General features: G+C 60.5%; 11 protein-coding genes. 4 read left to right on the top strand and 7 right to left on the bottom strand.

What is annotated here, in order from left to right:
* Positions 1-91: 91 nt before the first annotated feature.
* The 7 genes from A3AC_RS0105260 to A3AC_RS0105230 all read right to left on the bottom strand — a co-directional run bounded on the left by A3AC_RS0105260 (position 92) and on the right by A3AC_RS0105230 (position 6523).
* Positions 92-997, bottom strand: coding sequence for an NAD(P)-dependent oxidoreductase (locus A3AC_RS0105260; protein ID WP_025597760.1), 906 nt, complete (start codon positions 995-997; stop codon positions 92-94).
* 55 nt (positions 998-1052) lie between these two features.
* Positions 1053-1976 carry an alpha/beta hydrolase gene (locus tag A3AC_RS0105255; RefSeq protein ID WP_025597759.1) on the bottom strand — a complete coding sequence of 308 codons (924 nt, stop codon included), beginning with the start codon at positions 1974-1976 and terminating at the stop codon, positions 1053-1055.
* Positions 1977-2325: 349 nt separating this feature from the next.
* Positions 2326-3108: an IclR family transcriptional regulator gene (locus tag A3AC_RS0105250; RefSeq protein WP_025597758.1), complete on the bottom strand. Its 783-nt coding sequence runs from the start codon at positions 3106-3108 to the stop codon at positions 2326-2328.
* 51 nt (positions 3109-3159) lie between these two features.
* Positions 3160-4032: an IclR family transcriptional regulator gene (locus tag A3AC_RS0105245; protein ID WP_025597757.1), complete on the bottom strand. Its 873-nt coding sequence runs from the start codon at positions 4030-4032 to the stop codon at positions 3160-3162.
* Positions 4033-4157: 125 nt separating this feature from the next.
* Positions 4158-5096 (bottom strand): alpha/beta hydrolase, encoded by a 939-nt coding sequence (locus A3AC_RS0105240; RefSeq protein ID WP_025597756.1) that lies wholly within the window; start codon positions 5094-5096, stop codon positions 4158-4160.
* A gap of 49 nt (positions 5097-5145) precedes the next feature.
* Positions 5146-5949 (bottom strand): SDR family oxidoreductase, encoded by an 804-nt coding sequence (locus A3AC_RS0105235; protein ID WP_025597755.1) that lies wholly within the window; start codon positions 5947-5949, stop codon positions 5146-5148.
* A gap of 1 nt (position 5950) precedes the next feature.
* Positions 5951-6523 (bottom strand): nuclear transport factor 2 family protein, encoded by a 573-nt coding sequence (locus A3AC_RS0105230; protein WP_025597754.1) that lies wholly within the window; start codon positions 6521-6523, stop codon positions 5951-5953.
* 191 nt (positions 6524-6714) lie between these two features.
* On the opposite strand from A3AC_RS0105230, the gene A3AC_RS0105225 reads away from it, so the two are divergent.
* The 4 genes from A3AC_RS0105225 (at position 6715) to A3AC_RS0105210 (ending at position 12375) form a co-directional block, all read left to right on the top strand.
* The gene (locus tag A3AC_RS0105225) at positions 6715-8463 is read left to right on the top strand and encodes a flavin-containing monooxygenase (protein ID WP_332261456.1); all 1749 of its coding nucleotides are present in this window, start codon (positions 6715-6717) and stop codon (positions 8461-8463) included.
* Positions 8460-9230, top strand: coding sequence for an SDR family NAD(P)-dependent oxidoreductase (locus A3AC_RS0105220; protein WP_025597752.1), 771 nt, complete (start codon positions 8460-8462; stop codon positions 9228-9230). Before A3AC_RS0105225 ends, A3AC_RS0105220 begins: the two co-directional genes overlap by 4 nt.
* 232 nt (positions 9231-9462) lie before the next feature.
* Complete coding sequence (locus tag A3AC_RS0105215; RefSeq protein ID WP_084515367.1) at positions 9463-10674, top strand: ABC transporter substrate-binding protein; 1212 nt, start codon at positions 9463-9465, stop codon at positions 10672-10674.
* Positions 10675-11190: 516 nt separating this feature from the next.
* Entirely contained in the window at positions 11191-12375 is a 1185-nt protein-coding gene (locus A3AC_RS0105210; protein ID WP_025597750.1) for an ABC transporter substrate-binding protein, read from the top strand.
* Positions 12376-12387 lie beyond the last annotated feature (12 nt).

Raw genomic sequence — 12387 nt, 5'->3', positions numbered from 1 at the left:
GGCACGCATCGCTGCTTTGCGTGAACAAGCGGCTCGCGGAGAGCCGCTGAATCCCTCGAGTATAGTCCGGACGCGACCTGCGCTCCTTTACTCAGGCGGCCCGACTGCGCACGCGCGTGCCGTTGGCTTTCTCAACGAACTTCAGGATCGAAGTGAAGTCCTCTCTTCCACCGCCCGCCTCATAAGCGGCATGCCAAACATCGCGCGCGCGTTCGATCGTCGGCATCGTGACTTCCATCAAGCTCGCTTCATCGAGGCCGAGCGTCATGTCCTTCTCGATGATGGCCAACGCCGCGCCATAGTTGAACTGCCCTGAAACAGCCCGTGCAAGCATCTTCGAACACGCGAAGCTCTGCCCAGTTCCCGCATCGAGCAGGCGCATCATCATGTCGGCGTCGAGACCTGCCTTGGCGCCCATCGCAAGCCCTTCCGAACATACGACCATGTTGGTCGCCATGATGATGTTATTCACGATCTTCATGACTTGCGCCATGCCGGGTTGATCGCCCATCACGAACACTTCTTTCCCAATTCGCGCGAGCAACGGGGAGACCTGCTCGACGAGGGGCGGTGAACCGGACACGAGCATTGCAAGCGTACCGGCGCGCACGGCAGGCGCTCCGCCGGAGATGGGCGCGTCGACAATCCCAATACCCCGTTGGGCGAGTTCCTTGCCGATTCGCACCACCGTGTCCTGCCCGATCGTCGACATTTCCGCATAGAGGCGAATCGCTGAGCCATGTACAACGCCATCGGGACCGAGCGCGACGGCAAGCGACACTTCCCTACCCGGCAGGCAGGCAAACACAATGCTCGCGGCGTTGGCTACGGCGCGCGGCGAATCGTGCACAACGGCACCGCCCGCAATGAACGGCTCCAGCGCGGCCGGTGACGGATCGTAAACGTGCAACTGAAACTGTTGCCCCAGCAAGCGCTCGGCCATAGGCCCACCCATCTGGCCCAGCCCAAGGAAGCCGATATGTTGTGCAGAGTTCATTCAAACCTCGATTGCGTTCACTGTTTGTGCGCTCCCGCGGCATCCTCATGCCGCATCATCCGCTCATCGCTTCGCGGATCCAGGCTGCGGTGCGGAGCACTCCTTCCTGCGCTTTGGCGCACGCGAGACCCATGCGAAAGAACCCGTGGATCAACCCATCGTAGCGCCACAGGGTGACCCGCACTCCGGCGTCGCGCAAACGCTGCGCGTACGCTTCGCCTTCGTCGCGCAACGGATCGAACTCCGCTGTAACAACCAGCGCCGGCGGCAAACCAGACAGCGATGGGGCACGCAACGGACACGCATGAGGATGCGTCGCATCGCCGTGGTCCACCAGGTAGTCGCTCCAGAATCGGATCATCGCGGCGCGCGTTAGCGAATAGCCGGTCTGGTTGTCGAGATAAGAGCGAGTTGCGGGCGTGTGGTAGTCCGTCACTGGGTAGACGAGCACTTGCGCACGCAGCTGCGGGCCACCCTCGTCTCTGACACGGAGCGCAGTGACTGCCGCCAGATTGGCCCCAGCGCTGTCGCCGGCAACGACGATGCGCGAGGGGTCGAGCGAGAAGTCCGCCGCATTCTGCGCGGTCCATCGCACGGCTGCGAGGCTGTCATCGACTGCTGCAGGGAACCGATGTTCGGGCGCGAGCCGATAGTCCACCGCCAACACGGCTGCTCCGCTTTCGGCACACAGATCACGGCACACGTGGTCGTGGGTGTCGAGGTTACCTATCACAAAGCCGCCACCGTGAAAAAACACAGTGACGCCGTCGCTGTGCGCCTCCACGGGTCGGTAGAGACGCGCGGGCAGTGACCTTCCCGGCAATGGCATCGAAATGTCGGCAACCTCGCCGACGGGCCTTCTCCGCTCTAGTGGCGGATAAAGGAGACTTGCGCGCAAGGCCTCGACGGAAAGGCTCTCCATCGGCGGCGCGGACTCGAGAGTCTTGAGAATAACCGCAACTTCGGGATCGAGCGGCATTGTCTTTTACTCCCACATACCGATGAGGTCGTCGATCCGGCCGTCGCGTTCTACCCGTATCTGAAGAATAAGTCGCACCGTTTGTCTCCCTTGCGGTGTTATCGTCGCTCGCCGTGCAAAATGGCCCCGGTAGTAATTGTTCCGGGATCTCGCCGTGCCCGGATCCGAACACACTTGCTGTGCGTACGATGCTATCAAGCTCGCGGACGGTCAAATCCGGCAAACAACTCTTTCCGTGCAATGGAATACTGTCCACTCGCGCTGGACGGGGTCAAAGATAGCGTCGTATTCGCCTCAGAATACCGGCGGCGACCGAACGCACCGGCTGCGCTTGAAATGATTGTGCCGGTTACTCCGGCCTTAGCTCCACATCGGCAAGTAGCGACTGCAATTCGGTCGCTGCTCGCTTGAGTTCCGGTACGACGCGCCCTCTGATCGCAGCAATATCCGGCTTCACATCGATCGCGCCGCAGCTCAGCGCCATCGCTAATTTCGGGCGTCCGATCGTCACCGGCAATGCAATCCCATAGGCGTTGCGTCGATATTGCCCGACCGCCATGCAGACACCGCTCGAATACAGATCGTCGAAAGCCGTTTCTATAGCCGTCCCGACTTCCTTGGAACGCGAACCCGCCGCATCAAGCAGTCGCGCGACCAGGCGGCTGCGTTCAACGTCAGGAAGTCCCCAAAGCCACGCCCACCCGACGGCCGTCGCATCCATCGGCAACAGGGAGCCGACGCCCAATTGCAGCGCCGAGATTCGCACACTGCAGCGATGGGCGATATACAGCATGTCGAGACCGTCGGGTACAGCAAGGGCGACGGCAACGTCGAGCTGGTCTGCGAGCTTCTGCATGAGCGGCTCGGCTCGCCGCGTAACCGGATTGGTCGCGAGGTACGCCTGCCCGATGCCAAAGACGCCTGTTGCCAGCTCGAATCGTGGACCACCTGCAATGCGGCGGATGAAGCCTTCGTGAACAAGCGTCGATGTCAGGCGCGAGACGGCGGACCGCGACAGTCCCGTCCTGCTCGCCAGCTCGCCATTCGTCAGCGGCACACGATCGGCATGAAACGCTCGCAACATTTGCAGCCCTCGCTCGAGCGTCAAGGTCACCTGCGGCGGACGAGGCATCGCGACTCCAGATATGGACAGTAAGGATCGACGGGGGCAGCCATTGCACGGTCAGGCCGGAGGAACCGCACGCTGCTGGAGCACCTTCGCAATGGCGATGAGGCGAGGCCCGAGCTCCAGTTCCATCCGGGCTTGCGCCATGCGGACGGTGCGGCCGACGCAGCCGAGCACCAGTGGCGGACGATCAGGTAGGGCAATCGGTGCCGCGACACAGGCGAGTTCCGGCTCCCAATCGCCATGGAGCATGCAAAAGCCCAACTCGTGAGTCTGCGCGATCTTTTCGCTCATGCGACGACGTATTGACGTTGGCCACTCGCTGCCTGCCTTGCGCTCCACCTGACTCTGTAAATAGCGGCGCTCCTCCTCTGGAATGGCTGCAAGCAGCGCCCATCCCATCAGCGAGTAGGCAATCTGCATGCGCATGCCGGGCAGCAGTTGGAGATCCAGCACTGTGCGACTGCCGATTTCCGTATCCAGAACGATCACGTCGAGCCGGTCCCGCGTGCCGAGCAGCAGGTAGGTGTCAGTCGCATCGGCCAGTTTGCGCATCTCGCCGCTCGCGACCCGCAAGATGTCCGGATCAGCAATCGCCGCGTAGCCGAGCGCCAGCGCAGCAGGTGCGAGCGCGTACTTCCGGCTTGCCACGTCGTGATGCAAATAGGCCATCGCGACCAACGATCGTAACAGTCGCAATACCGTCGGCTCGGGAATGCCGGTCAACTGCGAGATTTCCTTGTTGCCGAGCCACGGCCTTCCGCGGCCAAACACCGACAGGATCGACAGACCACGCGCCAAGGGTTCGACCATGGCGGTGCTTTCCGCCCGTTTGCCCTGGGGAGGCTTTGGCCACGCCGTATCGACACCGTGCGGACCATTGCGTGATCTCGAGTTGACGTGCAGGGGCGAGGACCTGTCCGAATGCATGAGCGTCTCCGTCTGATGCTTTTATCTGGACCGTGTTTCCGGCCCCGCGCCATCGCGCCTATGTTTTACGGATTCTACTCTGCCTGCATCCGGTTAGATCTACCTGCAAACAACGTGGAACTGCGTCACACCCGCGAGCGAGCGGCAAGCGCTCGAAGCTGGCTGCATACGAAGGCCAGCGCATCGCGAACTCCTGGCAAGACCCCGATCATCATCAGGAAACCGTGCATCTGTCCCATCGCACGAAGGTGATGTACGGACACGCCAGCCTCCGAGAGTCGCTGCACGTACGCTTCGCCCTCGTCGCGCAGCACATCGTGCTCCGCCGTCACGACTATTGCCTCCGGTAATCGGCTGAGATCGGGCTCCCGCAAGGGCGACGCCAAGCTCGAGTACCTCGCTGCGTCGTCGGGTGCGTAATGCGACCAGTACCACTTCATCGCGTCGCGGTTGGTCAAAAGCTGGTTCTCGGGTGCGACGTAGGAGGGACGCTCGAAAGCACAGTCGGTCACGGGATAAATCAGCAATTGGCCGGCGAACGACACGCGTGGCTCCTCCCGGGCGAGCAGCGTCACCCCAATGGCGAGATTCGCGCCAGCGCTGTCCCCGCCGACGAAAAGCGGCAACTCGGCATCAAGCAGTTCAAGCTGTCGGGCTGCGAGCCACTGTACAGCTTGTTGGGCATCTTGCACCGGCCCCGGAAACGGATGCTCGGGCGCTTTGCGATATTCGACGAGTATCACCGCCACGCCCGCCCCAGCCGTTATCTCTCGGCACAGCGGATCGAATTCCTCGACTCCGCCCACCACCCACCCGCCGCCGTGGAAATAAACGAGCAGTGCCTGGGGGCTTTCGAACGGGATATACATACGCGCGGGCAGTTCGCCATTGTTGACGGGGATCGTCAGTGGAACACACGCACGTACGTCAGCGCCCTTGGACAGGATCGGTCGAATCCGGGCAAAGGCGGCGCGTGCTTCATCTGGCGACATCAGGTGGCGCGGCTTCGACGCGGCAGCCGCAAGCTTGTCCATGAACGCGCGGGTTTCGGGATCGAGACTCATGAGATGAATGGTTTGTCGGTCATGTGCAGGACGCGCGGGAACCGCTGCGCTATGGCGCGGACGAAAGTCCGTCAAGGACCGCTTCCACTCCGCCAAACAGGTTCCAGCCGAGCGACGCCGTCGCACCTGCATCCACCACGATGTTGGTGCCCGTGACGGCGGATGCCGCGTCGGATAGCAGGAACGCGATCGGTCCCGCCACTTCGGCTGGCGTGATGACACGGCCCAGTGCGGTTTGCCGCCCCATCACGGCCGGGTCGCGTTGGCCGCGTGCGTAGCTCTCCTCGATCACGGGAGTGCGAACAGGCCCCGGCGACACTACGTTCACGCGCACGCCTTGCCGACCGAAATAGACCGCCAACGCGCCGGCGAGATTGATCAATGCCGCCTTCGACGGGCCATACGCCAGGTGGGGCGTCACTGTAACGCCCGCTAACGACGAAAGGAGCACGATGCTGCCGCGCCCGCGTGACGCCATGCGTAATGCAACAGCGCGGCTGACAGCGTATGCGCCACGAGCGTTGACTTCGAAAGTCCGGTCCCAGATCTGCATCCCGGTCTGCTGCGGCCCTTGAACGGGCGGAATGACGCCGGCAGCAAAGAGCATCCCGTCGATGTCGCCACATTCGCGCTCGATCGTGTCAATGGTGAGGTCGATCTGCTCAGCCTCGGCGAGATCAAGGCGATATGCGCGGCCGCCGGTTTTCGCCGCCACGCGCTCGGCGCCTTGCCAGTCGCGGTCCGCCACAATGGGCGTCCAGTCTGATGCGAGCGACGCACAGCAGGCTGCGCCGATCCCGCCGGCACCGCCGACTACCAGCACGTTCTTCAGTGGATTCGTGGGAAGCTCCATGCTAGCGAAGCCCCGCCTCGGCACGGACAAGGAAGACCGGGTCATGCTCGTCGCGCTTGCCGAGGGTCCACGCCGGATTCAGCACGGTGTCGTCCGCATCGACGAGGTTAGACTGCATCGCGTCGAACACGGTTCGGCGTTGCGCGATGCGCCATTCGTCGCGTCGCTTCTCAAACCGGTCCACGTAGCGACCGGAGACTTGGACCCGGCTGTTCTGTTTGCTGTTGCGGTTTTTCGCGTCGAGCATGGACCGATGACCGCTTGCTTCCGGCGTCAATTCAAGCCGCGCGATGAAGTACGTCTCTACCACTGCGACGTCTTCGGTTCCGAATTCCACCAGGCAGTTACCCAGGAAATGGGTCGATTTCAGGAGTCCAACGCTGTCGTGACGCTCCCTGAGCCAGGCGATGAAGTCGTCGCGCGTGCCTTTGAAATCCGCGTGATCGTCGTGGCAGTCCGCGAAAAATGAGGAGCGCACCAGTTCCCACTCACGTCGATCCACGCCGCGTGCGTAGCGCAACAACACGTCGCGGATCAGATCTTTGTCGATCAATCGTTGCAATGCAGTAGACATGGAGAACTGCTCCCTGTAAAGCCACAACGATGGGTTTGCGACGCGGCGGGGTCAACGGCGACGCTACTGCTCTGCCGTACTTTGAAATTCAACGCCTCATTGACGGCCCTTCCCTCACGAATGACGACCCATTCCGGCGTGGCACCGACAGCTCTCATCTGACAGAGCGGCTCGACCGCTGATCGATTTCAATGTACGGAAAGGGCTACTCGCACCGATTGCTGCTGGTCGGTGCATACCATTCAATAGATCACGCAAGAAGAACTTCTCAGGAGACAACTGTCATGAATCAAGCATCACAGGTCCTCGATGCCGTTGTAGTCGGTGCCGGCTTCGGTGGACTGTACGCGGTCAAACGTCTAAGGGATGCAGGGTTTCGGCTACAGGCGTTCGAAGCGGGTGACGGCGTGGGCGGCACGTGGTATTGGAACCGCTATCCCGGCGCGCGCGTCGATCTCGAGTGCTGGGACTACTCGTACTCGTTCTCTCCCGAACTGCAGGACGAATGGGACTGGCCCGAGCGTTATCCGGCGGCCTCCGAGTTGATGAAGTACCTGAACCATGTGGCCGACCGCTTTGATTTGCGTCGCCATATCCAGTTCAACACCAAGGTCGAATCTGCTGTTTTCGACGAAGCAGAAAACCTCTGGGTCGTGAGAACTGCAGATGGGAAAGTAACAAAAGCTCGATTCTTCGTACCGGCAACCGGCGTGCTGTCGGTGCCCAAGCCGCCCGAGATCCCGGGTCTCGAATCGTTCAAGGGTGAGAGCTATCACACCGGACGCTGGCCACATCACGAGATCGATTTCAGCAACAAGCGCGTCGGCGTAATCGGCACGGGCTCCTCGGGCATTCAGGTGATCCAGGCGCTCGCCGGCAAGTGCAAGCACCTGACCGTCTTTCAGCGCACAGCCGTCTATGTGGTCCCCGCCAAGAATCACGCGCTCACGCCGCAAATGCGAGCGCGCGTGCGCGCGACCTATCCGGAACGGCGCGCTATCAGCCGACTCACGCGTTTCGGCATCGCGGTACCGTTTCCAGTCGAATCAGCACTCGACGCTACCCCTGAGGAGCGTAGCAGGAAGTATGAGAACGCGTGGGAAAACAGTCAGTTGCTGGGCTTTCGCATGTGCTACGGCGACATCCTGTCAAACGAGTCGGCAAACGAAACAGTCGCCGAATTTATTCGCGGCAAAATTCGCGAAACGGTCAGGAATCCCGACGTAGCGGAAAAACTGATGCCGCGTGGCTTCCCGTTCGGCACGAAACGCCCATGCCTCGGAGACACGTATTACAGCGTGTACAACCGCGACGACGTGACATTGGTTGACCTGAAGGCGTCGCCGATACAACGCATCGTGCCCGAAGGAGTTGAGACGAGTGACGGTTTGCATGAGTTGGATTGCCTGATTTATGCGACTGGCTACGATGCACTCACGGGCGCCCTTACCCATATCGACGTACGGGGTGTCGGCGGCCGCAAGTTGACGGACAAGTGGGCAAGTGGAGCGAAAACCTATCTCGGCCTGATAACGAGCGGATTTCCAAATCTGTTCACCGTCACCGGGCCGGGCAGCCCGGGTCCGCTCGCCAATATGTCCATGAGCATCGAGCAGCACATCGATTGGATCGCCAATTGCATGGTCTACCTGCGCGATCACGGCATCGATCGGATCGACGCCGAGCTGCAAGCCGAAGAAAGCTGGATGCAGCATGTGCAGGACGTCGTGTCGAACACTTTATATATGAAGGCGAACTCCTGGTACATCGGCGCGAACGTGCCCGGGAAGGCTCACGTGTTCCTGCCATACCTTGGCGGCCACGGTGCGTACCGCAAAAAATGTGACGACGTTGCTGCGGCAGGCTATCCTGGGTTCGTGCTCACGCAGGGCGACGAAACGAGCGCCGAAAGCAGGGAAGCTATCGGAGACACAGCATGAAAGCAGACAACGGTCGCCTGGCGGGTAAGGTCGCCTACATCACGGGCGGCGGCAACGGCATCGGACGGGCGGCGGCCGAACTGTTCGCGACCGAAGGCGCCACCGTGATCATCGCCGAATTCAGCGCCGAGAGCGGACAGGCAGTTGCAAATGCAATCAACGCGGCGGGTGGAAAGGCGCAGTTCATTCACACCGACGTGACGAGCGAGGAAAGCGTGCGCGAGACGATCGAAGCCTCGCTCCGGTTCGCCGGTCGGATTGATGTGCTGTACAACAACGCTGGCGGTTCGACGGCTGTCGACTCGCAGGTCACGGACTGCCCGGCTGACGAGTTCTGGCGCGCGGTCAAGCTCGATCTGTTCGGCACGTGGATCACCTGCAAGTACGGGATCGCCGAAATGATGAAAACCGGAGGCGGCTCCGTGATTAACAGTAGTTCGGTTTTTGCGCTGGTCGGCACGCGCGGAAAAGATGCCTATACCGCCGCCAAGGGTGGAATATCGTCGATCACGCGCTCCATGGCTGTCGAATACGCACCGTATCGCATACGCGTCAATGCAGTGGCGCCGGCCGTGACCACGACGCCCCGCGTTCTCGGTCTGATCGACAAGCAACCCGAAGTGGTCAACAAAACCGGCGAACGCCAACTGCTCGGCTTGATCGAGCCGAAACAGGTTGCTCTGACGGCGCTCTACCTGGCTTCCGACGAATCGGCGACGACCACAGGTCAAATTTTTGCAATCGATGGCGGTTTTTCGATCTCGTAACGTTCCCGGGTCTTGTCGATGCCGACCACCAGGATTCCGGTGGACCAGGCGGCCACGGTAGCCTCAACTTGCGTGCTCTTTCAAAGTACGGAATTGATTCCCGCGTATTTTGACGCCCCAGTACGCCCGTGTTGCAATTGGCCTGACTAGTCCGGCCGCATGTATATATCGCATTCCTAACGACAACATACCAAGACCAGTCTCATAACAGGTATCAGGTGGAGGAGATCTAATGAAACGGTTCACAGTGGCAGTCTCCCTATTCGCGATTTGCGCTTGTGCCGCGGCGCAGAGCGACGCTCCGATCAGGATCGCGGGATCGCTGGATCTAAGCGGCGCAGCTGCCGACGTAGGCAAGGATGCGCTTGCGGGCGCGCAATACGCCGTGGAATCGCTGAACAGGAGCGGCGGCGTGCTCGGAAGGATGGTAGTCCTTGACTATCAGGACGGTGGGAGCAATCCACAACGAGCAATGAACCAGGCGACAGTATTGGCAAGGTCTGGTGCAGTTATGCTGCTGTCGCCGCAGTCGTCATCGAGTGCGATCGCCGTAAGCAAAGCGGTGTCTGGAAAGCTGAAGGTCCCTACTTGCGTGGGTCAATCTATCGCCGACGATCTGACAATCAAGGACTTCCAGCCGTACATTTTCTCCGTGACGCCAACTTCTTATATGGAAGGTCGCGCGCTGGCATCGCGCTTCGCCCGGTTGCCATACAAGCGCTATGCGCTCCTGAGCGCCGACTATGACGGGGGACGCGCAGGGGTGGAGCGATTCAAGCAGTTTCTCCTTGAACTTAACCCGAATGTGGAAATCGTCGTCGAAGATTATCCAAAGTTTGGCGCGACAGACTACACTGCCACGATCAACAAGGTGCTCGCGGCAAAGCCCGATTATGTGTTTTCCATCCTGTTCGGGGCGGATCTGCTGACCTTCTCGAAGCAAGCAAATTCAGTCGGTTTCTTCAAACAGGTCAACAACAGGTTTATCGCGCTATACGACTTCAACACACTCAAGGCGTTGGGCGGCAATGCTCCGGTGGGAACAGAAGGATGGCAACGTGCCCCGGCGAACTACCTCAGCCAGTCTGCACCACAGGCGGAGAAGTTCATTGCTGGTTACAGGGCCAAAACGGGTGACTATCCATCGGACTGGACGCTGATGAGCTACGACTGCGTGATGAACTGGGCACACGCCGTCTCAATCGCTAATTCGACTGACGCCGGTCCCGTAATGCGCGCAATCGAAAGCAATCAGTTCGAGTCCCTGCGTGGCAAGTATCGCTTCGCGAAGTACGACCATGAAGCGAATGTGCCAATCTATGTAGGTAGGCTTGAAGAAAACAAGGCATTTGGTCAGCCAGTCCTTGCGATCGATGCTGTAATCCCTGGCGAAACCGCGCACCCCAGCGAAAAGGACGTAAATAAGCTGCGTGGCAAAGACTAATGTCTGACTGACTGTGGCGGGTGGTCGTCGGCGCCCGCCGGCCTACGATCGCAGTCGGCCTACTCGCGTTCTCGTGTCCTCGTGAAACGGCCGGCATTCGATAACGAGCGAGGCGCTCGCCATATCAGTCGCCGGCGTAGCCGGCGGATATCCCCAACGCTGAACCACAGTAAACCTTCAGTCCTTTTCTGGCAGTTGCCATCGGGGCCGCAAGCACCGGGTGGGCCCGGAATGCCAGTGTGATGTGACGGTACCCGTCCTACCAGCGACGAACCTGTATTGATCAACGCCGCATTGGCCCTTGGCCGCCTCAAGTCGGTCTTCGATTTTCCATCATGTTCTGTATCCCGCTATTTTTCTATGCCTGAAACCGGGAAGCGTCGTCAGTCCAAATCTGGATCGCTCATTTCTGAAGTACGGAACCTTTGGACGCGTCCAATTGACCGGTTGCGCTCCGCCGCAACCATAATCAGGCAGATAAGCACCGTAGCATCCTATAAATCACTGGAGACCTCCATGCCATACTCGACTGTCCGTCAATTGTTGAGCGCTTCGCTTATCGTCGGCTGCTCGGCTTACACGACGCTCTCGGGCGCAACCGAAACCATCAAGGTTGGTCTGTCGGCCCCCCTGTCCGGGTCGGGCGCATCCTGGGGCATCGGTGCAGAGTGGCTCTGCAAGGAGGCGGCATCGGAGATCGCGGCGTCAGGTGGTGTCCATGTGAAGGGGCAGACTTACGACTTTGACTGCGTGACTTATGACAACAAGTACAACGCGGCGGAAGGTGCAAAGGTCGCGCAGGCGCTCGTCAACAAGGACGACATCAAGTTCATAGCCGGCAGCGTCGGCACCGCGCCGGTTCGTGCGCTGCAATCGCTGACCGAGCGCAAGGGTGTACTGCTGTTCACCACCGCATGGGGCACCAGCATCAAGGGGCCGAGCTATCCGCTGACGTTCACGCAAATGAACACCGTCAAGGAAATTGCGCGCCCCCTGACCTCGTATATCGCAAAGTCCCATTCGATGAAGACGGTCGCGTTGCTCAATCCGAACGACTCGACCGGACAGGAAACCGAAAAAATCGCGCGCAAGGCGTGGGAAGACGCAGGCGTCAAGGTGGTATCGAGTAACTGGTATGAACGCGGCAGCAGTGAGTTCCAGCCCATTGCCGCGAAGCTGAGCGCGCTCAGGCCCGATGCGATCGATCTGTGCTCGACGACGCCGGCCGATGCGGGCCTCGTTTTCAAGGAGTTGGCCGGTCTCGGCTGGAACGGCGTCAAGATCGTAGAAGTCGGCACCGGAGCGAACGCGCTGGTCGCGACGGGCGGCAAAGCCGTCGAAGGCGTATACCTGGGCGCGGCGCTGAATCTTGACAGCCCGACGGCGACACCGCATCAGCGCGAGCTCGACGCCGGCGTTCGCAAAGCCTCCGGCGACTCGATTAACGCGGTCCAGATCGGCATATACGATGCACTTTTTGCGCTGAAGGCCGCGATGGAAAAGGCACAAAGCATCTCGCCGACCGACGTCGCCAGAGTAATGCCAACCGTGACCTTCCCGTCCTTCTATGGCAAGTCCGGCTTCGGTGGGAAGACGGATTACGGTTCAGCCCAGCAGATGCTGCTCCCGGTGTTCATCACGCAACTGAAAAACGGCAAGCTGGTGGACGTCGCGCGCATCGCGCCGAGCGAACTCCACTGAACCTGATCCGAC

It is taken from the genome of Burkholderia sp. WSM2230 (assembly GCF_000472445.1).
Lineage (GTDB): Bacteria > Pseudomonadota > Gammaproteobacteria > Burkholderiales > Burkholderiaceae > Paraburkholderia.
The sequence above is the reverse complement of the archived record's forward strand: the minus strand, read 5'-3'. Positions and strand labels throughout refer to the sequence as shown.

Bases quoted from the DNA above. Each gene is read 5' to 3' on its own strand.
- A3AC_RS0105260 (WP_025597760.1), bottom strand. From the start codon at position 997: ATGAACTCTGCACAACATATCGGCTTCCTTGGGCTGGGCCAGATGGGT.
- A3AC_RS0105255 (WP_025597759.1), bottom strand. From the start codon at position 1,976: ATGCCGCTCGATCCCGAAGTTGCGGTTATTCTCAAGACTCTCGAGTCC.
- A3AC_RS0105250 (WP_025597758.1), bottom strand. From the start codon at position 3,108: ATGCCTCGTCCGCCGCAGGTGACCTTGACGCTCGAGCGAGGGCTGCAA.
- A3AC_RS0105245 (WP_025597757.1), bottom strand. From the start codon at position 4,032: ATGCATTCGGACAGGTCCTCGCCCCTGCACGTCAACTCGAGATCACGC.
- A3AC_RS0105240 (WP_025597756.1), bottom strand. From the start codon at position 5,096: ATGAGTCTCGATCCCGAAACCCGCGCGTTCATGGACAAGCTTGCGGCT.
- A3AC_RS0105235 (WP_025597755.1), bottom strand. From the start codon at position 5,949: ATGGAGCTTCCCACGAATCCACTGAAGAACGTGCTGGTAGTCGGCGGT.
- A3AC_RS0105230 (WP_025597754.1), bottom strand. From the start codon at position 6,523: ATGTCTACTGCATTGCAACGATTGATCGACAAAGATCTGATCCGCGAC.
- A3AC_RS0105225 (WP_332261456.1), top strand. From the start codon at position 6,715: ATGTACGGAAAGGGCTACTCGCACCGATTGCTGCTGGTCGGTGCATAC.
- A3AC_RS0105220 (WP_025597752.1), top strand. From the start codon at position 8,460: ATGAAAGCAGACAACGGTCGCCTGGCGGGTAAGGTCGCCTACATCACG.
- A3AC_RS0105215 (WP_084515367.1), top strand. From the start codon at position 9,463: ATGAAACGGTTCACAGTGGCAGTCTCCCTATTCGCGATTTGCGCTTGT.
- A3AC_RS0105210 (WP_025597750.1), top strand. From the start codon at position 11,191: ATGCCATACTCGACTGTCCGTCAATTGTTGAGCGCTTCGCTTATCGTC.